The organism is Mesorhizobium sp. M1D.F.Ca.ET.043.01.1.1 (assembly GCF_003952385.1).
Taxonomy (GTDB): Bacteria; Pseudomonadota; Alphaproteobacteria; order Rhizobiales; family Rhizobiaceae; genus Mesorhizobium.
This window is the reverse complement of record NZ_CP034444.1, coordinates 391054-414759: the sequence shown is the minus strand read 5'-3', so window position 1 is coordinate 414759 and position 23706 is coordinate 391054. Positions and strand designations below refer to the sequence as shown.

General features: G+C 62.8%; 20 protein-coding genes. 15 read left to right on the top strand and 5 right to left on the bottom strand.

The features are described 5' to 3' along the window. Positions 1-32 precede the first annotated feature (32 nt). The 3 genes from EJ067_RS34355 to EJ067_RS02080 are packed head-to-tail and all read left to right on the top strand — an operon-like array spanning position 33 to position 2175. Positions 33-464, top strand: a complete 432-nt coding sequence (locus EJ067_RS34355; RefSeq protein ID WP_189510322.1) for a hypothetical protein — start codon at positions 33-35, stop codon at positions 462-464. Next, complete coding sequence (locus EJ067_RS02085; protein ID WP_189510320.1) at positions 464-1330, top strand: alpha/beta hydrolase; 867 nt, start codon at positions 464-466, stop codon at positions 1328-1330. The genes EJ067_RS34355 and EJ067_RS02085 overlap by 1 nt, the downstream gene beginning before the upstream one ends. Before the next feature lie 26 nt (positions 1331-1356). Next, positions 1357-2175, top strand: coding sequence for a Stf0 family sulfotransferase (locus EJ067_RS02080; protein ID WP_348639552.1), 819 nt, complete (start codon positions 1357-1359; stop codon positions 2173-2175). Here EJ067_RS02080 and EJ067_RS02075 read toward each other — a convergent pair. After that, entirely contained in the window at positions 2164-3549 is a 1386-nt protein-coding gene (locus EJ067_RS02075) for a cytochrome P450 (protein ID WP_189510317.1), read from the bottom strand. The genes EJ067_RS02080 and EJ067_RS02075 overlap by 12 nt on opposite strands. On the opposite strand from EJ067_RS02075, the gene EJ067_RS02070 reads away from it, so the two are divergent. The 8 genes from EJ067_RS02070 to EJ067_RS02035 all read left to right on the top strand — a co-directional run bounded on the left by EJ067_RS02070 (position 3544) and on the right by EJ067_RS02035 (position 13375). Continuing rightward, positions 3544-4470, top strand: a complete 927-nt coding sequence (locus EJ067_RS02070) for an Lpg1974 family pore-forming outer membrane protein (RefSeq protein WP_189510315.1) — start codon at positions 3544-3546, stop codon at positions 4468-4470. The genes EJ067_RS02075 and EJ067_RS02070 overlap by 6 nt on opposite strands. 18 nt (positions 4471-4488) lie before the next feature. Further along, a complete protein-coding gene (locus EJ067_RS02065; RefSeq protein WP_189510312.1) occupies positions 4489-5346 on the top strand; it encodes an alpha/beta hydrolase in 858 nt (285 codons plus the stop codon). 238 nt (positions 5347-5584) lie between these two features. Next, on the top strand, positions 5585-8023 hold the full coding sequence (locus EJ067_RS02060; protein WP_126084443.1) for an ATP-binding protein: 2439 nt from the start codon (positions 5585-5587) through the stop codon (positions 8021-8023). 5 nt (positions 8024-8028) lie between these two features. Further along, the gene (locus EJ067_RS02055) at positions 8029-8415 is read left to right on the top strand and encodes a response regulator (protein ID WP_126084442.1); all 387 of its coding nucleotides are present in this window, start codon (positions 8029-8031) and stop codon (positions 8413-8415) included. A 352-nt stretch (positions 8416-8767) separates the two neighbouring features. Further along, positions 8768-9163, top strand: coding sequence for a response regulator (locus EJ067_RS02050; protein WP_126084441.1), 396 nt, complete (start codon positions 8768-8770; stop codon positions 9161-9163). After that, positions 9163-10911 (top strand): YaiO family outer membrane beta-barrel protein, encoded by a 1749-nt coding sequence (locus tag EJ067_RS02045; RefSeq protein WP_126084440.1) that lies wholly within the window; start codon positions 9163-9165, stop codon positions 10909-10911. The genes EJ067_RS02050 and EJ067_RS02045 overlap by 1 nt, the downstream gene beginning before the upstream one ends. Positions 10912-10913: 2 nt before the next feature. After that, positions 10914-11951, top strand: a complete 1038-nt coding sequence (locus EJ067_RS02040; protein WP_126084439.1) for a HEAT repeat domain-containing protein — start codon at positions 10914-10916, stop codon at positions 11949-11951. Continuing rightward, a complete protein-coding gene (locus EJ067_RS02035) occupies positions 11948-13375 on the top strand; it encodes a glycosyltransferase (protein WP_189510310.1) in 1428 nt (475 codons plus the stop codon). The genes EJ067_RS02040 and EJ067_RS02035 overlap by 4 nt, the downstream gene beginning before the upstream one ends. 146 nt (positions 13376-13521) lie before the next feature. Here the strand turns inward: EJ067_RS02035 and EJ067_RS02030 are convergent, their stop codons facing one another. Continuing rightward, a complete protein-coding gene (locus tag EJ067_RS02030) occupies positions 13522-13779 on the bottom strand; it encodes an Hpt domain-containing protein (protein ID WP_245468134.1) in 258 nt (85 codons plus the stop codon). A 203-nt stretch (positions 13780-13982) separates the two neighbouring features. Here EJ067_RS02030 and EJ067_RS02025 point away from each other — a divergent pair, with 203 nt between their 5' ends. Further along, positions 13983-14630, top strand: a complete 648-nt coding sequence (locus EJ067_RS02025) for a class I SAM-dependent methyltransferase (RefSeq protein WP_126084437.1) — start codon at positions 13983-13985, stop codon at positions 14628-14630. Positions 14631-14677: 47 nt separating this feature from the next. Here the strand turns inward: EJ067_RS02025 and EJ067_RS02020 are convergent, their stop codons facing one another. Continuing rightward, the gene (locus EJ067_RS02020; protein ID WP_126084436.1) at positions 14678-15595 is read right to left on the bottom strand and encodes an NADP-dependent oxidoreductase; all 918 of its coding nucleotides are present in this window, start codon (positions 15593-15595) and stop codon (positions 14678-14680) included. A gap of 119 nt (positions 15596-15714) precedes the next feature. After that, positions 15715-16791 carry a mechanosensitive ion channel family protein gene (locus tag EJ067_RS02015; protein WP_126084435.1) on the bottom strand — a complete coding sequence of 359 codons (1077 nt, stop codon included), beginning with the start codon at positions 16789-16791 and terminating at the stop codon, positions 15715-15717. A 96-nt stretch (positions 16792-16887) separates the two neighbouring features. Here EJ067_RS02015 and EJ067_RS02010 point away from each other — a divergent pair, with 96 nt between their 5' ends. Beyond that, complete coding sequence (locus tag EJ067_RS02010; RefSeq protein ID WP_245468133.1) at positions 16888-17298, top strand: class I SAM-dependent methyltransferase; 411 nt, start codon at positions 16888-16890, stop codon at positions 17296-17298. A 65-nt stretch (positions 17299-17363) separates the two neighbouring features. Continuing rightward, a complete protein-coding gene (locus tag EJ067_RS02005; protein WP_126089459.1) occupies positions 17364-18257 on the top strand; it encodes an HNH endonuclease in 894 nt (297 codons plus the stop codon). A 66-nt stretch (positions 18258-18323) separates the two neighbouring features. Here EJ067_RS02005 and EJ067_RS02000 read toward each other — a convergent pair whose 3' ends face one another. Next, positions 18324-22334, bottom strand: coding sequence for a hypothetical protein (locus EJ067_RS02000; protein WP_126089458.1), 4011 nt, complete (start codon positions 22332-22334; stop codon positions 18324-18326). Positions 22335-22610: 276 nt separating this feature from the next. On the opposite strand from EJ067_RS02000, the gene EJ067_RS01995 reads away from it, so the two are divergent. Beyond that, positions 22611-23663: a LacI family DNA-binding transcriptional regulator gene (locus EJ067_RS01995; RefSeq protein ID WP_126084434.1), complete on the top strand. Its 1053-nt coding sequence runs from the start codon at positions 22611-22613 to the stop codon at positions 23661-23663. The last annotated feature ends 43 nt before the right edge of the window (positions 23664-23706 follow it).

Here is a 23706-nt window from a genome sequence, read left to right as displayed (position 1 = left end):
CTCGCGCCCGTTTGAAACGCCATGTTGTCCGTATGAGCAAGCTTCTTTTCACCCGCGTTCCTTTCAATCCGTTCTCGCTTGGTCTGGTCTGCAACTTCATTGCGCACCATCCGCCCTTCGACGGCTACGAATTCGGCCAGATGGTGAAGTCGTTGCGCTACCAGATCGAGCAGCAATCGCACCTTATCGGTGCCATTGACGACGCGATCGTCGCTTACGTCGGCTGGGTCGTGACCAGCCGCGAGATCGCCGAAACATGGGTCGCGAACAATGGCCCGCTCAATCCCGATCCTGGCGGCAGCGCAATTGCCGCGACCGTTATGGCTACGCGCTCGTCCTCGCACATCCTGCCGCTGATCAAGGAGGCGAAGCTGCTCAATCTCGACAAATCCGTCTACTGGAAGCGCGACTTCATCGATGCGCGCGGCGCCATGAAGCGCGCCGTGCGCAAGCGTGGCGCGTGATGGACCAGGCTGCATTCGGCGAGGGGCTCACCCAGGAGATTCTGATCCGCCTCGGCGACCGTTATGCTTCGATGTTCGTGCGTATATGGCAGCCGGCCGGCCAGGCTCGTGGGACCGTCTATTGCCTCCACGGTTTTACCGGAAACGGCGCCGATTTCGACTATCTTGCGGCCTTCCTTTGCCGCAACAGCTATCTGGTGATCTGCCCTGATCTGCTCGGACGCGGGCGCAGCGCGTATCTTGGCGCGGGTTACGACATCGATCTCTATTCCAGGTGCTTGCGTGCTCTCGGTCAGTTTGCCGGCAAGGAGAACCATTTCATCGGCACATCATGGGGCGGGCTGATCCTGATCCTGTTTCTGTACGCGAATCGTGGCCGCGTCGATAAGATTGTCCTCAATGACGTTCCAATGATTGGCGGGCCAAGAACCGACGCGTTGCGGCGAGATGCGATCCAGCAAAGCAGGCTCACTTTCGAAACGCGCGCGGCAGCGAGGGAATATCTTCGCGCTGCAAATCCAGGCGTGGGGCAGATCGAACAGCCGGTTTTGGACCGCTTCATCGATAGTAGGATTGCCGCAGGTCCGAGCGGTTTTCGACTGGCGTTCGATCCCGCCACCACCGGAAATTTCGAAGCGATGGCCGGGCGCGAGTACGACTTGTTTCCCATGGTGGCCAAGCTCGACGCACGGATCATGCTCACGTACGGAAGCGATAGCGAGTTAGTCGACAGGGAGGCCTTGCAACGAACGCGTCGCGCCCGGCCTGATTTCTGCGTCGTCGACAATATGCATGCGGGCAACCCGCTGCCGTTGATGACGCCTGATCAGCTTTTCTTGATCCTCGGCTTTCTCTCGGCGGTTTGAGCGAGGTCGGCTTGGCGAAACCGGAAATGCACTTCGAGGCGGCGTATAGCAGGCTGCTTTCGGCCGCTTTCGACGGGCCTGGTTCGTCACGCGATCCGGCCAGGGTCTTGATCTGCACGACGCCGCGAACTGCCGGCCATACCTACTGTATGGTGATGCGGCATTTCGGGCTCGGCCAGCCGACCGAATACTTCCAGTGGCAATTTGCCGTACCGCTCCTGCGGCGCTGGACCGGGGAAGATACGATTGACCACTTGGCGCTCGACCGCCTGGCCGCCTCATACGGAAGGCACCTCCTGGAAAAGCGCTCGGTGAACGGCGTGTTCGCCGCAAAGCTGTTCCTCGGCAATCTGGATTTTGCCCATCGCTCGATCGGTAGGGACAGCGCCAATTCGTTCTACGTTTTTCTGTCCAGGCGCAACAAGGTTGATCAGACGGTCAGCCTGCTTTCGATGCTCTATACCGGCCAGCCCTTCGATGGTGCGGAAATGCTGCCAGGAATCCCGAAATTGCAGACAATAAGCCAGAAGGCCGTCATCGACACGGTGCGACACATTGCGGACTGCGAGGCAAGGTGGCGGAGCTACCTCTCGACCATCGATGCGGCGAGGGTAGTCCATGTCGCTTATGAGGACTTTGTCACTGACCCCTATGAAAATGTGCGCGCGACGATGCGAAACTGGTTTCCGGCCCACGACCTGGACAGGGCGGCCGCAGCCGAAAGCAGGCGCTATGGCAACGATACGGCCGTAAAGACGCTTGTTGCAAGGCAATTCGGAGCTTTGATCCGGGACCTTTGGCGCGACATGCCCGTCGCGGCGGATCGGAGCCCGTCAGCGCCTTGACACCGTTACCGACATACCGCTCGCCGGGCGCAGCGCCAGCGCATAATCGAAGCGGATAATATCGTCGGCACGGGCGAATGCGAATTGCCGCACCACCGCGCGAACCGCTTGCTCGACCTCGAGCCGGCCGAGGCGTGCGCCGCCGCACATACGCGGTCCGGTTAGGAAGGGGATGAAGGCGCGACGGTCAAAACTGTTGTCGATGAACTCCTTGCGGCTGGCATCGAAGGTCCTCGGATTTTCCCAGAACTCGGGATGCTGGTGCACGCCGACGACAGAAAGCATGACAAGCTGCCCGGCGCGCAACGCCGTGCCGTCCAGATCCGTGCTCGTGCTCACTTCGCGGGTCAGGAATGGGATCGGCGGAAAATATCGCATCGTCTCGTTGATGAAGCAGTCGGTGAATGGCGTCTGCGGCCTGTCGCCGGAGATTTCATCATGGATGCGCTCCTGCACCTTCTGGTTGGCGCCGAGCCTGTCCAGCACCCAAAGCACCGTCGTCACGGTGGTCTCGATTCCGGCGAAGAGATTCATCACGAACTCCTCGATCGGAGAAAAGCCTTCGATTTCACTGGCCTGCTCCGAGAAGCGATCCATTTCCGCCGCCGCCTGCCGGTCCGCCATGATCTGCGCGCCGAAATCGGCTACGACCGCTCGGGCGTCGCCGATGGCGCTGTTGCGCTCTGCATTGGTGGGAGTCACCCAGGAATAGTATTGCAGCCGCCGCAGCACGACGCGCACCCGGTCGAGCAGCGCGGCCGTGGGCCGAACCTCCGCCGCAAGTCCGAATGCCCGGTAGAAGATGGTCATGGCCCCGGCGAACAGCCCCTGCTGGATGCCGGCGAGCGATGTCTCGCAGCCGGCGAGGCATGCGGCGAAGATGTCGTGCACGCTTTGATTGTGGGCGGGCTTCGCCGCCGCGAGGTAACGGTCCTGCGTGATCGCTCGCCGCGTGGCCCACTCATCGTCATTGGTGTTGAAGCGGCTGAAGCCGAGCGCCGAAATCAGTGAGAAGTTCTTGCGGAACAAGGCGGGGGCCTTGGCGATCTTGTCGACACTCTCCGGGTGGTCGAACACGACGAGGTTGCCGATCTCCTTGGGACCGGCACCCCGCCGGTCATCCTGCCCGCTTTGCGCGAACAGGTTGTAGACGAGATTGTTGAGCATGCCTTCGATTTGCGTGGGATCGCTCACCCTACCTCCATGTCGGAACGCCCCCGGCGGCGTCCCTCTCAACCGACAATGTGCGCTATTGTTGCAAAGACGTGACAGTGACGCTGTAAAGTTGTTGGCGCGCCGTAGCGGCAATATGCCTTTATAAACTTGTCTGCAATAACACACGGGGCTGGGTTCTGGGTGGGGGCTGAAATGCATACGCAAGGCAAGGGTAAACTTTTGGCGACGATGGCGGCATCGGCCGCCTCGGTGACAACGATGGGTATGGCCACGGCTCACGCAACAGAGGCGCAGCCATCGGACCAGAGCGTCATCGATTCGCGCATCAAGATGTCGTTCGAGGGCTCGTACTTCTGGAACAATGTCCATAAAGACGACAAGCTGAGTAGCGACAAGCTGGGTAATAGCAATGGCGACTACTCTGGCTCGGTCGCGCTAACCAAGCAGATTTCTCCGGACTTGGATTGGCGTCTTGCCGGCACTTTTCATATCGGCAAGAAGCGGTCAATCGTCTTGGACGAGTTTCCCGTGACGAGTCCTTCAGAGGGCACGGGGACTATTGGTTTCAACGACGACTACAACTTCCAGACGTTCGATTTTGACATCGGCAAGCATGTCAAGGTTCAGCAGGCCGATATCCGCTTCTTCGGCGGCCTGCGGCTCGTGCATTCCGACGAAACGGTATTCAATTTGTACGAGAAGTTCACGCCGACCAATCCTGCCGATAAAGGCATCTCTGCGGACAAGATCGGTACGGCGGAATACTGGGGCATCGGCCCCCGGGTCGGTGCTGACGGCTACTATCCGGTCGGCGAGAACTGGGGCCTCACGGGCGCCGTCTCAGGCGCGGTCATGTGGGGCCGGCGTATCGACCGAGTTGGTGTCAATGTCACGCAGACAAATCCCAATGAGCACGCTTCCGAGACGCTGTTCAACGAAGGCTCGGGCGAGACGGTGTCCAACGTCGATGCATCGCTCGGTGTGAGCTGGACGCCGATGGTGAACACCACGTTCACCGCAGGCTACAAGATCGAAGCGTGGCACAAACTGCTGGTAAACGCAGACCACGACAATCAGGTATTCCAGGGGCCGTTCCTGCGCCTCGAAGTGAAGATGTGATCGCAGCAATTGACTAAGGTGACTTCGAAGACAGATTTCGAGTCAAAGTTCGCGTCCAACGGCAATATAAAGCTACATTACATTGCGGCGGGCTCCGGCCCGCCGATCGTCTTTCTGCACGGGTTTCCAGACCATGGTCTCGGTTGGCGCCGGCAGCTGGACGCTTTGAGCGGCAACTTCAGGGTGTTGGCGCCGGACTTGCGCGGCTTTGGGCGGAGCGACGCGCCACGGGGACATGCCAACTACGCCTTGCTGCCCAGTCTTGTGGGGGACGTCCTGTCCGTGCTCGTGGCGGAGCAACTTTCGCAGGCCTCTATCGTCGGCCACGACTGGGGTGGAACCATAGCCTGGTGGCTGGCAATGCGTGTGCCGCAAGCGGTGCGCCATCTTGTCGTTCTGTCTGCGCCGCATCCGCGCAACTACCTCCGCGCCATCGCCGATCCTGCCAATGCTGGATACTTCGGCTACATGCGCCGTTTCCAGGAAGCCGGCATGGCTGCCATGCCGGGGCGGGAGGAGCTTGCCGCCTGGGTTGCGGACGCGGACGACAGGCACTCGCTCATGGTTTCGCTCGAGCGCTCCGATCCGGAGGCAATACTGGGCTACTACAGGGCCAATATTCCGCTCGGCAGGGTGCCAGATATTGGTCAATTGCCGCTGGTCAAGGCGCCCACGCTGGTCCTGTTCGGCAACGATGATCCATATGTCCCCTCGGCCGCTTTCGATGGCACGTTCCGCGAGGTCGACAACGTCACGTCTCTGGTGGCGCTGCCAGGCGCAGGTCATTTCATCCATCATCATGCCGCGGCTGTCGTGAACCGCGAGATCGAGGCCTGGGTGGCGCGGCCGCCATCCAGCTACCGCAGGCTGGAATAGGTTATGCGCCCCTGAACCCGGTCGGCGGGAGGCCAGGTCATTCTCTCGGATCGTCGACCACGCCGGTCGGCGGAGATCCGTGCCACGGCTACCACAGTCCTTTCGTGCTGGGCGACATGGCTCGGCGATCTGCTCTCCGTGGGCCGCCATCCGGCCCGCCGTTCAGCCAGGCGCGCAGGCTCTTTAGACATCGGATAGGTTTTGCCGATATCTACCGGAAAAAAAGGAGCCCGAAGTCATGTCCGAGATATGGCACTCACTCCTCGCCAATCTTGCGCTGGTCTCGATCCTGGTCGTCGCCTGGGACCTTGTGGCGGATTTCACCGGGCGTCTTCCGCGGTTGATCCAGTCGCTGCTTTTGGGCGCGGTCATGTGCGCGGGCGCGATCATCTCCATTGCGACGGCCTTGCCCATCTCCGGCTTCTTCGTCGACCTGCGCGCCGCCTTCATCGCCGCCGCCGCGTTCTTCGGCGGATGGCCGGCAATGGTCGTCGCCGTCGCCGGATCGATTGCCTATCGCATCCATCTCGGCGGGCAGTTGAGCGTCGGGATCATGGGCATCCTCATCACCGCTGTTGTTGGCATCGCGTGGCACCACATCGTCGCGGCCCGGTCGCGCACCATGTTCGACATTGTCGGCCTCAGCGTTTCGGTCGCGCTAGCCGGGCTGATCACGCTTGTCGTCATGCCGCCGCAGGTCGTGGCCGGCTTCGTTCAGCAGAGCACGCTCCCGTCCCTCGTGTTCCGCTTCCTCGGCACCTTCGTCATCGGCGTGCTGCTCGATCGGCAGCAGCGGCGGCGCGAGCTTGACATGTCCAACATGATCTACCGCGCCATGGTTCGCGAGCTGCCGGATTGCCTCAACGTGAAGGATGTCGACGGCCGCTTCGTCGTCGCAAATCCAGCCACCGCCGAAATGATGCGTGCCGCCTCGGTCGAGGATCTGATCGGCAAGACGGATTTCGATTTCTATCCCAAGGACGTGGCAGAACGCTTCAGGCAGGATGAGACGGGCGCGCTCGAGGCCGGCCAAACGTTGCGCATCGATCAGCCCGCGCTTTTCCCGGACGGCAGGCAGGGCTGGCTCTATACGCTGAAGGCGCCCTTCCGCGACGAGGCCGGCAGGATCACCGGCGTCATCACCTACAATCGCGACATCAGCGAGCAGAAGCGAAACGCGCAGCTCAAGAACGATTTCATCTCCACGGTCAGCCACGAATTGCGCACGCCACTGACATCCATCCGCGGCTCGCTCGGCCTGATCGCGGCCGGCGTGGCGGGCGAGTTGCCGCCCAAGGCTGCCAATCTCGTCAACATCGCCCACAACAACAGCGAGAGGCTGGTTCTTCTCATCAACGACATCCTCGACATGGAGAAGATCGAATCGGGCGTGATCACCTTCAAGATCAAACAGATGGCTATCCGCCCGGTGCTGGAGCAGGCCATTGCCGCAAGCTCCAACTACATGGCCGAGAACAGGATCCGCATCGTCCTGGTCGACGATGCCCCGCGCGCCGAGGCCAATATCGACCCCGACCGCATGCATCAGGTGATGGCGAACCTCTTGTCGAATGCGATCAAGTTCTCCGATCCCGGCGGCACCGTGACGGTGACGCTCCAGCGTCGCGACCGCGACATGCTGCGCATCTCCGTGATCGATCAGGGCTCAGGCATCCCGGAAGCGTTCCGCAGCCGCATCTTCGGCAAGTTCGAGCAGGCCGATGCGTCCAGCACCCGCAAGAAGGGCGGCACCGGCCTGGGCTTGAGCATCGTCAAGACCATCGTCGAAAAGCTCGGCGGCGCCGTTTCCTTCGAAACGGTGGAAGGCAAGGGGACTTCGTTCCACATCGACCTCGCTGAAGCGCAAAGGCAGGACGCGAAGCCGGTTTTTGTCGAGCGCCGGTCGCGCAAGCGCGATGGCCGCCTGCGTGTCCTGATCTGCGAGGACGAGCCAGACGTCGCGGCGGTGATCGCGGCGCTTCTCGACGCGGAAGGCTTTTCCAGCGACGTCGCCCCCGACATCGACACCGCCAAGGCGCTCCTGCGCTCCCGCGACTATGTGGCGTTGACGCTCGACATCAGGCTGGCGGGGGAATCCGGCATCAAGCTCTTCCACGACATAAGGGCATCGCAGGTCAATTCCGACATTTCGGTCATCGTCATCTCCGCCGTCGCCGACGAGGCCAGGCGCTCGCTGAACGGTACCGCGGTCGGCATCGTCGACTGGCTGGAAAAGCCGGTGGATTCGGCGCGGCTTCACGCCGCTCTCGCCAAGATCGTCGGCCGCAGGGTCGAGCCGAAGCCGCGGATCCTGCATGTCGAGGACGATGAGGGCGTGCTTGCCGTGATGTCGGCGGGGCTCGGTCCGGGTGTCTCGATCACCTCGGCGAAAACCCTGCAGGACGCCCGGCGGGCGGTCGCGAAACATCGCTTCGACCTGGTCATCCTGGACATCGCGCTTCCCGACGGATCGGGCCTGGACCTGCTCATCGACCTGCCGCCGGAGACCCGGGTGATCGTGTTCTCGGCTGCGGAATTGGACGAGAGGCTGGGCGATCGGGTACAGGCGATCATGACCAAGACCAGGGCGTCGGAGATCGATGTCGCCAGGCTGGTCAGAAGCATGTTGATTGCGTCCCGCGACGCCGCGGGATCCACCGAGCGAGCAGGGGTGTGACGTCGATGCCGGCACGGATCCTCTATGTGGATGACGAGGACGACATCCGCGAGATCGCCCAGATGTCGCTGGAGCTCGATCCGCAATTCGAGGTGCGGTCCAGCGCCTCGGGCATCGAGGCGCTGACCGATGCCGCCGATTGGCGGCCGGACCTTATCCTGCTCGATGTGATGATGCCGGACATGGACGGGCCGGAAACACTGAGGCGCCTGGGCGAATCGCCGCTGACGGCCTCGATTCCCGTGGTGTTCATCACGGCGCGGACCCAGACGCATGAGGTGGAGCGCTATCTCGCCATGGGAGCGGTGGGCGTGATCGCCAAACCTTTCGATCCGATGGCGCTCGCCGGCGAGGTCAGGAAACTGCTCCGGCCGCGCGACGGCCGGCCCTGACGGCCTCGGGGAGGTGCCGTCTAAAGCAATTCCAGGAAAAGTGCACACCGGTTTTCCGTCCGGAATTGCGTAAAACAGAGAGATAGGGCGGTTCGCCGTTTCCACGAAACGGTGAACCGCTCTAGGAGGTTGTCGGCAACTCCGCCTGGTGTTTAAGCCTCCTGTACCAGGCCCCAATATTCATCTACTGATTGCATCGAAATGCGGCTGTCGCGAATCGGCTTTGTCTATGATTGCGCGGCATCGGCCGGCGCGGGGTGGTTCGCGCGGGCTTTGTTTGCATGGACCGCATTGGCGGATGTCGGTTCATGGGTTGATCACTCCGGGGGGCGATGGAACCGGAGTAGGACTGGTGATTGGAGCGAAGGCAAGAGTTCTGATCTGCGATGACGACCCCTTGTTGCTCGAGCTGATGGAATTCAGGCTGAGGGCGAAGGGCTACGAGGTCATCAAGGCGGTGGACGGCGCCGAGGCGCTGGCGAAGGCGGAGCAGGATGGCCCCGATATCATCGTGCTCGACGCGATGATGCCTAAGGCCGACGGTGTCGAGGTGCTGGCGCGCATCAAGGGCGACCCGGCCCTGTCCGAGACGCCGGTGGTCATGCTGACCGCCCGCAAGGCCGAGAAGGATATCGTCTCGGCCCTCGAGAAGGGGGCCGACGACTATCTGGTGAAGCCGTTCATCCCCGAGGAGCTTCTGGCCCGGCTTGCGCGCCTGATCGCGCGCAGCAGGAGCGGGAAGCGCTGATGCGGCGCGGCCGGCGCGCAGCCCTTGCCGCGAGTCTGATCCTGGCGATCGCCGCTGCTCCGGCCGCGGCGATGGCGCAGACCGTCGACGAGCTCTACGCGTCCGGCGTCAAGGCCAGGCAGGCGCAGCATTTCGACGAGGCCGCCGATCTTTTCCGGCGCGCGCTGGCGCTCAAGCCCGACAATGCCGACGCCCTGGTGCAGCTCGGCTTCGCGGAGCTCGGACGCAGCGATCTGACGGCCGCGCACGACGCTTTTTCCAGGGCGCTTTCCCTTGCGCCGGCCTATCGCGACGCCAGCTTCGGCATGGCCGAGGTCGAGTTCCGCTCCGGCAATCTGGACGCCGCGCTGCCGCTCGCCGAGAAGGTTGCGCAGGCCGATCCCGGCAACGCCGATGCCGCGGCACTTGTCGAAAACATCCGCAAGGCCAGGCAGGCCGGCCAAGCGAAGCCGGTTCCGGCTGCCGCGGCGCCGGCGAAGCAGTCGCTCCGCCGGCGACCCGATCCCGTCGCCATGCAGTTGGAGGAGGGCAGGCGCCTGCGGGCGGCTGGGAACCTGCCGGAGGCGGAGCAGGCCTATCGCCGGGCGCTGAAGCTGGCGCCGAGGAACACCGACATCCTGGTCGCGCTTGGCCTTGTCGCCGGCTCCAGCCAGCGCTTCGACGAGGCGGGGCAATTCTTCGACCGGGCGCTGGCCATCAGGCCCGGCCTTCTCGATGCCCGGCTGGGCAAGGTCCGCCTGGCGATCTGGCAGGGCGACGCGCCGCGCGCCCGCGCGGCTGTCGACGGCGTGCTGGCGACGGCGCCGGACAATGTCGAGGCGCTCGTCCTCGACGGCAGGATAGCCCTGCTCGAGGCCGACTACGCGCGGGCCGGGCAGTCGTTCCAGCGCGCGCTTGCGCTCGATCCGCGCAATGCCGAGGCGCTGGTCGGGCTCGGCGATGTGCGCCGCGCCGAGGGCGACGACGAGGCCGCGCGGCAGGCCTATCGTCGGGCGCTCGCCATCGAGCCCGGCTCCGCCGATATCGAGCAAAGGCTGGCCGTGCCGCCGCCGCATAAATGGCGGCTCGACCTCGGCAGCGAGGTGAGCGATCTCACCAACGGTCTCGGCGACTGGACCGACAGTTCGGCCGGCCTTGCCTATCGGCTCACTCCGCGCACGACGATTTCCGGCCGCACCCGCGTGGCCACCCGCTTCGGCCACACAGACGTCCAGATCGAGGGCCGCATCGACCAGGCCTTCTCGCCGGCGTTCTCGGCCTATGCGCTGGGCGCGGCGACGCCGGACGCCGATTTCCTGGCGCGCTATTCGATCGGCGCCGGCGCCTCGTGGCAGGTCGTGGCGCCGGCAAAGGTGTTCGGCCCGCTGTCGCTCAACATCGACGCCCGCTACGACAATTTCGCCGACACCAACGTCACCAGTATCCAGCCTTGGCTGCAGGCCTATGTGCTGGACGGCCGCCTGGGGCTTGCCGCCCGCTGGGTGCATGCCGAGGACGATATCGGCACGCGCGCCGACGGCTATGTGCTGCGCGCCGACCTTGCGGTGACACAGCGCGTCAACCTGTTCGGCGGTTATGCCGACGCCCCCGAAATCTCCGACGGCACGCTGGTGCCGACCCGCACCGTCTTCGGCGGCATTTCCTTCGACGTCAGCGATCCGCTGACGCTGCGCGCCAGCGTCGCGCATGAACAACGCCCGACATTCGACCGAAGCATATTCGGGTTCGGGCTGACCGCGCGGTTCTGACCATGTGGCTGATCTGGGATCTCTCCATACTGCTCAGCGCCCTTTCCCTGGCGATCATGCTGTTCCTGACGGCGCGCCGAGTGCTGCAGGAGCGCCGCGCCAGGGTGGCGGCCGACCAGCGGCGCCAGCTTCTGACGGCGCTGATCGCCTTCACCGAAAATCGCGACCGCGAGGCCCTGAAGGCGGCGATCCTTGCGGTGCCGGCGGGCGTCGCGATCAATGCCGGCTTCGAATTCATTTCGCTGTTGCGCGGCGAGGAATATGACGACGTCCTTGCCGCCTTCAACGAATGCGGCCTGCCGGCGCTCGTCGGCAGGCAGCTGGAAAAAGGCAACGGCGCCGAGCGCATCCATGCGGCCGAAATGCTTGCGGCGCTGCGTTCGGAAGGGGCTGTGGCCGGCCTGCTCTCGGCGCTCGAACGCGACCGTTCGCGCGAGGTCAGGATCGCCGCGGCAATCGCGCTTTGCGATCTGGGCAGCCTGCCGCCGCTCGGCATCGCGCTGCGCAAGATCGGCGACGAGGGGCAGCGCTCGCGGCGCCTCATCGAGCTGTTCAGGCGCTTTCCGGCGGCGCGCCTCGACGAGCTCGCCGACCACGCCGCCCGCACCGACGCCGTGCCCTTCATCCGCGCGGCCGCGATCGACGCGCTCGCCCGCGCCGGCAGCTTCCGCTTCGCCGATCTTTTCGCCCGCCTGGCCGGCGATGCCTCGCCCGAGGTCGCCGCCGCGGCGCTGCGCGCGCTCGGCCTGACCGGACATGCCGGGGCGACGGCGATCCTGGCGAGCGCAATGGCGAACAGCGACTGGGACGTGCGCGCAGCCGCTGCCGATGCCGCGGGGCGCCTCGGTCTCGCCGAGCTTGCCGCGCCGCTGTCCGGGCTGATGGACGACGAAGTGTGGACCGTGCGCTATGCAGCCGCCAACGCGCTGCGCTCCTTCGGCCAGCCGGGCGAGCGGCTGCTGCGCCAGATCGCCGACAGTGAGGTCTCGCGCAGCCAGCGCACCGCATCGCTCATTCTTGCCGAGGGGCCGGCCGCATGATCGTCGACTGGAGCCACGAGATCGTTCTTGCCGCCACCATCCTGTCCTGGTTCATCATCGGGGCGGGGTTGGCGCAGACGACGATCTACCTGCTGCAGCTCGTCGTCGCCGGCTACGCGCTTTCCAGGCGCCCGCCCGTCGCGCGCTCGGCGCTGCTGTGGCACCGCTACGGCGAGGTGGCGCCGCCGATCGCGCTGCTGGTGCCCGCCTACAACGAGGCCTTGAACGTGGTCGAGAGCGTCCATTCGATGCTGGCGCTCGAATACCCGAATTTCGAGGTTGTCGTCATCAATGACGGCTCGAAGGACGACACGCTTCAGCGCCTGATCGATGCCTTCAGGCTGGTGAAGTTCCATCGACCCTATGAGGAGGCGCTCGCGCACATGCCGATCCGCGGCCTCTATTCCTCGCCGATGACCGAGCGGCTGTTCGTCGTCGACAAGGAGAATGGCGGCAAGGCCGACGCCCAGAACGCCGGCATCAATGTCTGCCGCGCGCCGCTGTTCTGCGTCATCGACGGCGACTCCATCCTCGAGCCCGACGCGCTGATGCGCGCCGCCCAGCCCTTCATCGACGACCCCGAGCGCACCATCGCCGTCGGCGGCACGATCCGCATCGCCAACGGCTCCAAGATCGAGGCGGGCAGGGTGCGCGAGGTCCGTCTGCCGCGCCGCCTGCTGCCGCTGCTGCAGGTGGTCGAATATCTGCGCGCCTTCCTGATGGCCAGGCTCGCCTGGAGCCGCATCAACACGCTGATGCTGGTCTCCGGCGCCTTCGGCATGTTCCGCCGCGCCGAAGTGGTGGCGGCGGGCGGCTTCACCAAGGGTTCGATGGGCGAGGACCTCGACCTCGTCATCAAGCTGCACCGGCACATGCGCGACAGGAAGCGCAAATACAGCATCCAGTTCATCCCCGAGCCGGTGTGCTGGACCGAGGCGCCGGAAACGCTGAGCGTGCTGGCAAGGCAGCGCTCGCGCTGGCAGCGCGGCGCGCTCGAATGCTTCTTCCGCTACCGCGCCATGCTCTTCAACCCGCGCTACGGCCGCATCGGCTTTCTCGGCTTCGGCCACATCTTCATCGTCGACGTGCTGGGGCCGGTGGCGGAGGTGCTGGGCTACATCCTGATCCCGCTCTTCTGGCTGCTCGGCATCCTTTCGGCCGAATATCTTCTGGCCTTCACCTCGCTCATCTTCACCTACGGCGTCTGCGTCAGCGTCTGCTCGCTCATCCTCGAAGAGGCCGAGCTGCAGCGTTTTCCCCGCGCCAGGGACCTTGCCGTGCTGACGGCGGTCGCCGTGCTCGAGAATTTCGGCTACCGCCAGCTCAACAATTTCTGGCGCGTAAAGGGCTGGTGGCAATTCCTGCGCGGCAATCAGGGCTGGGGCGAGATGCCCAGGACCGGCCTCGGCGCCGCCAAGAAGTAGGTCCGGCCGGAACCCAAAGCTTTCCAGGGTCGCGACCTTGGCGATTGGCGTTTCCTCGCCCCCATGAAATGGGGGAGAGGTGGCCGCGGAGCGGCCGGGGGCTGGCGCCGCCATATGCGATTGCCCTACTTCACGCCAGGGCCCGCTCACGCGAGCGTCCGCTCGATCTCCGCAATGAGCGCATCGAGCGCCGCGCGAACGCTCCCGCCATCCGCCTGCTCGATGAGCAGCGTCTCCAGTTCGGACGCCCGAACGCTGATCTCCGCAAAGCCGAACGTCCCCGCCGCGCCGGCGAGCGAATGGGCGAGGCGGACCAGAGTGTCGTCGGACCCGGGCAGGGCCTCACGCACGGCCTTCAGTTCGCCAAGCTGATCGGCGCAGCGGGCGAGGAAACGTTGGCGCAACGGGGCGAAGGGATCGTTTGGGATGGGATGCTCCTGGCTGGGTGGTGGAGTATTCAAGCAGAAAGCGGGGCGGGGTGGAATGGCGGGGCGCTCGTTGCTCGTATGTCGCGACTTACACGGTGCCATCGGCGGGCTGGCCCCGCCGGTTACGCCGCGTTCAGCTCCGCCGTATAAGAATCCGGGCTCCGGAGGGCGGCAGGGCGATGTTGGACAATTACGAGGTGGACCGGTTTGGCGTAATCCACCAGATCGACTTCACGCCGATCACGTACGACAAGCAATACATCTCCTACTACGAGGACCTGAGCGACCGGACCATCAAGCTCGGCTATCAGCGGCTTGGCTGGGTGCTGGGAATGACCGGCGAGATTCCACGCTCGGTGCTGGAAATCGGATACGGCACCGGCACATTCATCGAAGCCGCGAAGATAACCGGGGTCGCCGATTGCGCCGGCTATGACATCGCCGAGTTTCCGCTGCCCAAGGGTGTCCGCTTCGTCGATTGGGATGAGGCGCTGGCCAGTTCGTGGGATCTCGTCGCCATATTCGACGTGCTCGAGCACATCCCGGATCTGGGTTTCCTCGCCCGCCTTAAGACCCGGCACCTTGCCGTCGCCGTCCCCTATTGCCGCTGGCGTGAGCTCGGCGCCGACGGCGACGCCTGGTTCCGAAGCTGGCGCATGCGCCTCCCCAACGAGCACCTGCACCACTTCGACCGCGACTCGCTGGTGGCGCTGCTCGCGCATAACGGCTTCGAATGCGTGACGCTGAACTCATTCGAGGACGGCATCAGGCTGCGGCCAGGTGAGGCGGGGCCGAATATTTTGTCGGGGTTCTTTAGGAAGCGATAGGCCAGTTTCCATCCGCGCCCGCAGGAAGAGCCGGGAAGGGGACCCCCTCAGGAACGAACGCGGATGACCGTCTTCCCCTTGCGCCGCTCGGTCGAGTTGAAGGCGGCGACGGCATCGTCGAGGGTCGCGATGTTGCCGATATTCGTCCGCAGTCGTCCGTCGCGTACCCGCTGGACGATCTCCCACAGTTGGGCGCGGTCGGACTCGACAACGAAGTCGACCGCCAGCCCGTCGGCGGGCCGCGCCTCCGGCGGGCCGACGACGGACACCAGTGTTCCTCCGGCTCGAATCAGGCCCGCGGACCGCTTCCCGATGTCACCGCCGATGACATCGAACACCAGATCGACTTCGCCGATGTCTTCCAGAGCGTCGTTCTCGAGGTCGACGAACTCCTGCGCGCCAAAATCGAGCGCCGTCTGACGGTCGGCGGTGCGGCCGGTGCCGATGACGTAGGCGCCTGCCTGTCGTGCAAGCTGCGTCACCATTGACCCGACTGCGCCGGCCGCGCCGTGCACGAGGATGCTTTGCCCCGCCTGAAGACGGCCATGCTGGAACAGCCCTTGCCATGCGGTCAGTCCCGAGATCGGCAGACTCGCGCCCACCGTGACGTCGACGTCGCCCGGCAGCGGGGCGAGGCTGCGTGCCTCGATAGCGATATACTCCGCCAGGGTGCCGTTCCGATACCAGTCGGCGATGCCGAACACCCGTTGTCCCAGCGACAGTCCCGCTGTGCCGTAGCCGAGGGCGGTGACCACTCCGGCCAGTTCGTGTCCGGGGATCGAGGGCGTTCGGTCACGTTCGAGACGATCGGTCCAGGTCGAGGGCCACGCCAGCTCCGTCGGGACGAATCCCGACGCATGAACCCTTACGACGACGTCGTTTATCGCTGCCTGCGGCTCGGGCCGCTCCACCAGCTTCATTCCGGCCGTTCCTGCGGCCTGGTCCGTCACAACGATTGCCTTCATTGTCCGTCTGCCTGTGCGAGGTAGGTCGTCATCTTCTGAATTCCTTTGCCGACGAGAGAAAATGGGGAACGTGGAACCAATGGGACATGAAGTGGCGAAGAAGCTGCCTCACGGGAAGTTCACCTCAGATTGCTCTTTGGAAACAGCACGCGATCGGGTTTTGCATTCATTCGCGCCAGCATTTCCTTGATCAAGCGTGTTTTGGTGCGCCCCGCTTCCTTCGGCGGCACGAGGTAACGCACGATGGCTTCGAGCCAGGTATTTTCACTCACGCGGAAATGCACCACCGGATGCTCCCTCACCTGGAGTTCGTCCACCGGCGTCTTCGACAGGATGTCCTTATAGACCTTCACCTTCTGGCTCATGATGTCGCCGATCTGCTCGTCCACGACCTCTCTCATGGTTTTCGCCACGAATTCCAGATCGCTCTCGTAGGCAAGCTGGAACTTGATTTCGTTCCAGACATAGGGAAACAGCGGCCAGGAATAGTTGAAGACCGGCGTGTCGAACACGGTGGAGTTCGGGAACTTGATGACGCGCCCGCTCGGATGGTCGGTCCAAAGATGTTCCCCGCCGAATTCCCATAACGTCGTGTCGAGATAGCTGACATCGATGACGTCGCCATGGGCATCGCCGATGCGAATCCGGTCGCCAACGCGATAGGGCGCCCTGGCCAGAATATAGATCCAGGCGATGAAACTGGAGATCGGCATCTGCAGCGCGAAGCCGAGTGTCAGTGAAATCAGGCCGAGCGAAACGACGGCGGCGTACCAGTTCACGAATAGAACCGAGATGGCCACGAAGACGACGGCGACCACGACGATCAATCGAAAAATTCGTTTCAGGTTGAAACGCGAAACACGATTGGGAATTCGGCCGATGAGAAAGACTTCGATGATATTCGCCACCGTCAGCATGACGAAAATGAGAACGCCGCCCCAGACATAGTTCAGCACGCGAACGCGCAAAGGCGCGTCGAGCCATTCCAGGCGCCAATTGATGAGAAGTTGGACGGCAAAGAGCAGCAAGGCGGCGGCCGCGAAACCAGCCGTCCACCGGAGGTCTTCCTTGCGAAAGCTGAAGCGGAATTCCTCGGGCTTTTTCGCCTGCTGCTGGATCGTTTTCGGATCGGCAGTCTGCTGTGCGGCCCGTTCGAGTCGGGAAAGGTTCTCCTGTTCTTTGTCGCGCGGTTCCATGAGTTCGCCATCCGATGTAGCATCAACATCCAGCAGCGCCTTATCGTTCCGCGACGGCGGCATGAGGCGCTCGCCGGCTCGTGGGATCTCGTCGCCATGTTCGACGTGCTCGAGCACATCCCGGATCCGGGTTTCCTCGGCCGCCTTCAGGCCCGGCACCGGGCCGTCGCCGTCCCCTATTGCCGCTGGCGTGAGCTCGGCGCAGACGCCTGGTTCCGAACCTGGCGCATGCGCCTCGCCAACGAGCACCTGCACCACTTCGACCGCGACTCGCTGGTGGCGCTGCTGGCGCACAGCGGCTTCGACTGCGTGACGCTGAACGGATTCGAGGACGGCATCAGGCTGCGCCCGGGGAGGTGGGGCCGAATATTTTGTCTGGGTTTTTTAGGAAGCGGTAGGGCAGTTTCGGTCCGCGCCTCCGAGGGAAGAGCCGGGCAGGGGCTCCTCATGCGCGATGGCTTTCGACTCCGCGAGCTGATTGGCGGGAGAAAAGCTTCTCGTAGCTAGACTAAGCTCCGAATATCGGGCTGTATTCGCTCGGACGTATTTCCAAGCACGCATTGCAGAAGATCATGGCATTTGGGGTTTTCATTCACCGTACAGATTCAATCTACGATGACAGCCCCGCTGAGCAGTACCAATTCCCGCGCCAGTATCTGCGCCGTGTCGAATCCTGTGTCGGCGACTGGATCATCTATTACGAGCCCAGCAAAGTGACCGAGACGCGCGGCTATTTCGCCATGGCCAAGGTCCAGCAGGTCATTCCCGACCCTGCAGCGCCCGACATGTACCTCGCTCTGATTGAGCCCGGCACCTACCTCGATTTCGTCAACCCTGTTCCGTTTAACGGGGTCGACGGTCTGGTCGAACGAGGTCTACTCAATGAAGAAGGTAGAATTTCCGGCCGCGCCCAATCCGCCGTCCGCCCGCTTAGTCCTGCCGACTTCAACCGCATCATCGATCTAGCCTTCGACGCGAACGAGGTGGTGCTGCCTCGCGTCGATGAAATCGGCGGCGGCTTTCAGGAAGAGCAGGCGCCATTTCAGTTCGAGCAGAGCCGCGACCGCGTGAGCTACATCGCATCGCGAATTGTGCGGGACCGCATCTTTCGCCGCATCGTCCTGCGCGCCTATGACGAGCGCTGCGCGATCACGGGGCTGAAGTTGATCAATGGCGGCGGTCGAGCCGAGGTTTCCGCCGCCCATATTCGACCTGTCGAAGCTAACGGCCCGGATGTCATCAACAATGGGATCGCGCTATCAGGTACAGCGCACTGGATGTTCGACCGTGGGTTAATCAGCCTCTCCGATGATCTGGAAATCCTGATCTCGCGGCAGGTCAACGACCTCGACAGCGTGCACGGTTTCATCAACAAAACGCGCCGTGCGCTCTCCCCGGGGCGACTGTCTGAACGGCCGCATCCGAGATTTCTGCAGTGGCACCGCGAGCATAGTTTTAAGCAGTGAGGTGGAGCGGACAAAATCGAGAGTCTGCCAGTTCCGGTCGACAAAGGACGCAACGGCGCCAAAACTTCAAACCTTGCCCGACACATCGATGACAATAACGTTCAGACGGTCTCTCATTGCTTCTGGCACGAGGCCTCTAAGCATCGTCTCCATCTCTGCTGCAGATTGCGGCGGGTTCATTTGGTTAAGCGGAGTGGGGATCTTTTTAGGTCTTTTGTCCCCGAACCAGAAGACGCAATAAACACCAAAGCCTTTTGCTTCTGGATCGTGTGCATAAAAGCGTTCAAGCTGACCCAGCAGAGCAGTCCAAACATCGGCATGGTAATCCCGTTTTAGTTCGCAGAGGACTTTCCTGCGAGGCATGGCAACAGAAATATCCGCACGCTTATCGGCTACCATATGTCCTTCGGGTTCAACCATGACGCCAACCGGCAGAAGCCGAGGCCTCAATAGCGTTATGAGATCGTCCCGACAGGCTTCCTCGGGGCGCGGTGCCGTTGGCTTCGAGAACGAGTCGACATTCCAGAATTGCTTGTAGATGTCGGTGTTCGCCCGCGCAATGTGGTGCGCAAGATCTCGCATCTGCGCTACAACCAGCGCATGAAGGTCCGCCACGGTCGCGGGCGCACCATTACCTAGGGCGACCACGGTTTTGGGCCAGGTAGGCCGCTCGTATTCTGCATCTCTGCGTCGCTGCCGTTGATTGGCAAGCGCGAAGAGGATGTGTGACCTGTACGATTCCAGGTAAGGATCGGCCTCTAACCTGACCAGTACGTCCGTTGCGGCAGAGCTAGGCGATGTTGAAACAATGTTTGTCAGGATGCGGAAATATTCGGATGCGTCCCAGTCATTTGTATCGCCCGACCAGCCGCCGGGCGGATGCGGGGTATTCGAAAAAAGGCGTCCCGTGAGCTGGGCTATGAACTCAAGCTTAGGCAGCAGGGACGTGCTTTCTCCTGGGCTGCCATCTCGCAGGAACCAGTCACGGTCGCGGAAGTCGAATATGAGTCCTGGATGAGCAGAGGCTCGTTGCCTCACTTCGGACTCAAAGCCCCTTGGGGCGACCAGAGAGGCAGTGACTAGCCAAAGATCACGTTGGTCTTCATCGACCTTAACCGCGCCGGAAACAACTGGATTGGCAAGTCCAAGGAAACGTTCATGCGTGGCAGGTATTTTCGCCACGGCGTCAAGAAGGTCCGTCAGTCGAAATGGATGCGCGTTCGGAAACTGGCGCAAGAAACCAAGCGCAATCTCTCCGCGGTGAGCCTCGAAAGTAGAATCGGTTAAAAGCTCGGTGAGGCCGTCGGCACTCTGTTCACCTTGCGACAAGCGAAGTTGTGCCATCGCCAGATACGCATCTCGCAATACTTCACGCCGCTGCTCTGCGAGCACATTGCGCCAAGGATGGACTGTCCACGGTTCCTCATCATCCTGTATAGAGGGAACAGGGTTAGCCACAGAGAAGACCAGCATCCCCTTTAGAAAATCGTCGGAAAGCCCGGCGAGCCCTTGGCCAGCCAAGCACCGTTCGTTGAGCCCAGCTGTGATTGCGAACCACCAATCGTAACGCTGCCGGTTGCCGTACAGTGCCATTACCTCGGCAAAGCTTGGCACATCGCTTCGCGAAGGCGCTGCGACCAGTGCCTCTAGCGCGGCAGCTGCGCGCTCTTCGCCGAACTGGGCAGAGATTCTCGCTCGGGGCGAAAGAGTACGTTCTACATCGCGATAGAGCCCAAAATAAACGCGTGCGATATGCGCGAGCCAGCCGAGATGCTTGCCACTCCGAATTTGCTGAATGTCTCTATCGAAGTCTTGCGCTTGCCGTTCGCGGCTGTCTTCAGCTCTCACACCACGACTGAAGCGCCCCTCGAAGTATCCCTGTGGCAGGTTAGACACTACGGCTGCGTCACGCGTTGCCTTCAAGGTTGGATCGTGGTCGCCACGCGCGTAAAGGTCATTGAAGAGTGTCACACCGCTGGTCAAATCGGTCTGGAAAGCGAGTGCAAGGCCGACCTCGTAGAGGAAGATGCGGCGGTCATCGTCTCTAGAAGCCTCCATCTCCCCAACGACGATGTCTGCAAGCGTGCTAGCGTCCAATTCGAATAATGTCGCTTCGCGGAAGCGGTTCAAGGCAAGCCAGCGATCCTTGTCGATCGGCGTGCTTCTGAAGAAATAAGTGGCAAGCGCGCGAAGACGGTCTGGCTTGTCGCGCATCGCGGCGCGTAAATCTCTTGCGCGACTGGGTTGGCCACCCCGGAAGGCCATGCGCTTGCGAAGCCAGCCCATTACGCGGGCTGGATCGAACTCGCCAGACCCGCGCCAAACGCGCACCAGAGCGCGACCATAGAACGAACCCACTTCCCAATTTTCCGGGCCGAAACCACCTTCGGGCGATTGCGGTGAGTCTACGCCGTCCAACACTTCGGGAAGGTCCGCGGCTGAGACACTGTCTGCGAGCCGCCATAGCATCCCTGAACCGACGGTTCGCTCCACATCCGCCGAATTGTTGACGAGCGCGATCACTTCAGATGGGCCGTACGGATCGCCATAAAAAGTTCGTATGACTTCGGCGCGAAGACGGAGGTCGTCGAGAGTCTTGCCTAGCTGCGTCTGCATCGCGTTGTGAATGGCTAGTTTGCCAGAATCGCCAAGGCGCACCAGTGCCTCAAATGCATGAACCCGCTCTTGATAGGGCAAAGCTTGGCGCGCGAGCACCGCAGCAAGATCTGGAAGCATTGCAGGGATCGGCGTTCCCAGCGACAGCGCATCTATGACCACTGAGCGGACGCCGAAACCGGCATCCGGGCTGTTAAGAATTCTGCGGAATTCATCGACCATGTCCGGCCGTGCCAGCGCGCCAATTGGTCGGGATTGCCAATTTCCGGAACGGAACCAAGGGTTGGAACGCGACAGTTTGTCGAGCGCGCGAACGAGACGCGAGCAGGATGATGGGGACAATGCACCTGCGTCGCCGTAAGTAAGCACGCCGTAGGGATCGGCCTCAATGAGTTGGTCAGCATACTCCGGCAGATGGACGGCTAGCCAGGCGTGCAGGCCTCTCAACTCTGCTGCAGGATGGCCATCGACACCGATCAAAGCTGCGACTCTACCGACCGGCAAGCCGCTCCGCACTCGCTCCGCCAAGAATTCCGCCGCAAGGAATTCCGCAGTCGTGCGATGCGTGTAGTCGACGGTTTCCGGTGCAGACGCTGAGTCAAAAACCCGCCGGCCTAGAGCCGCCAAAACTTTCTCGGGCGGGAAGAAGCGGAGCGAGCGATAGCTTGGTATGTCGGCAGTTCCCTCCTGGTCAGTCAGGCTAATAGCCTCGACATCGGCGATTAGGCGTGCTGCGCAGATTGCTCCAGCTACCGATCGCAATTCACTGGCCGAATACGTGCCACTTCCTGAACGCGCTCGCTCCTGGTCGAATTCTTGAAGCATCAATTGCGTTGATACCTCGAACAATTCATTGCGGGCAGTAGGCCAAGAGCCCGCCTGCACGGCCCGCCATAGCATGGTGAGATTCTGAGGGTTTTCGAGGAAGTCTCCAAGGCCGCGATCCTCAGCTTCATTGAGGAATATTGCCGCAGCATCGGCGCTCGCGTGCTGCCCGGCCAGCACCGCTATCTGCTCGGGTCGTGACAAGCTCTCGAGGTGAAGAACGAATACTTCCCCTTGCTGTTCAAAGAAAGGACGAAGCGCAGTTAGATCACTTTCGCCGAGCCAGTCAGCAGCCCGACACGAAATTCTTACCTTTTGCGGATTAACGGCAAAAAGCTTTGTCACGAGAGCATCGACGATATCTCGGTCGCCTCGACCAGCGCGTTTCTCGTCGAGTCCGTCGATAAACAGCCGCTGGCCTTGCAGCAAGGACACCGGCGTGTTGAGAAAATCGCGCGCCTTAATAAACCGCCCAGACTCCTCCGTCGCTGATTCTCTGAAGAGGTGCGTTTTGCCTGCGCCAGGATCGCCAAGCAGCACAACATTTGCTTGCCCCGCAAAATCTGAAAATGGTCGCGGACTCGCATCTTCAGGCTTGTCTGGCGCGACGTTTATCCTGCGTACAGTTCGGGTCATCTCAATCAATGGCGGCTTGGGGATCGCAAAGTCGCTGTCATACCCGGCCTATGTCAACCAAATCGAACAACCGATGGTCGACCCGCCCCTGTGTCAGCCTAACGGGAACATTTACCTTTGGCGAAATCGCCCCTTGCCAACCCCGCCACCTTCCCCTAATCTCCCCCTGAGAAAACCTTTTCCCAAATCGCCCTGGCACTCGCTGACCTCACCCGTCATCTTCGCGCAGGGCGGTAAGAGAAAACCTTTTCCCAACTCAGGGATGCGCCTCGAAATATGTCCGCCGACGCCGAGCCAGCGCCAGTTTCCGCCAAGCCGCCGGTCACGCTGCGCGAGGTGGCGGCTGCGGCCGGCGTCAGCGTGGCGACGGCGTCCAAGGCGCTGAACGGGCAGGGGCGGATGACGGCCGAGACGCGCGAGCGCATTCGCGAGACGGCGCGGCTGCTCGGCTTCCGGCCGAACAGCCTGGCGCAGAGCCTGCTGCGCAAACGCAGCTTCTCCGTCGGCCTGCTCACCAACGATACCTATGGCCGCTTCTCGCTGCCGCTGATGGCGGGCGTTTCGGATGCGCTGGTCGACAATGGCGTGTCGGTGTTCCTGTGCAATGTCGAGGACGACACGCGGCTCGGCCAGCTGCATGTCGATGCGATGCTCGACAAGCGCGTCGACGGCATCATCGCCACCGGAAAACGCATCGACCGCCATCTGCCGATCGACCTCTCCAACCTGCGCGTGCCCGTCGTCTATGCCTTCACCCAGCCCGATCCCGGCGCGGTCGGCCTCGTCTCCGACGATGCCGGCGGCGCGCGGCTGGCGGTCGAGCACTTTTTGCGGCTCGGGCGCCGCCGCATCGCCCATGTCAGCGGCCCGGCGAGCTTCGCGGTGGTGCATGCGCGGGCTGAGGCCTACCGCGATGTTCTTGCGGAGAACGGCCTACCGGTCGGCGAGCCGTTGCTCGGGGCCTGGTCGGAAGCCTGGGGCCATGAGGCGGTGGCAAAGCTGTTCGCCAAGGCGGGCAGGGAAGGGTGGCCGGACGCGGTCTTCTGCGGCAACGACCAGATCGCGCGCGGCGTCATCGATGCGCTGCGCGAGCGCGGCATCGGCGTGCCCGAGGATGTCGGCGTCATCGGCTTCGACAATTGGGAGATCGTGGCCGAGGCGACGCGCCCGCCGCTCACCTCGGTCGACATGAATCTTTCGACGCTCGGCCGCGAGGCCGGGCTCGCTTTGCTTTCGCTCGTTGGCGGCCAGCCGGCCGCGCCGGGCATCAGGAAACTGCCGTGCCGGCTGGTGGTGCGTCAGTCATGCGGCCGTCCGCCGGGCGGCTGAGACGGGCCGCCGTGAACCCAACGAATTGGGACGCGCGGCCAAA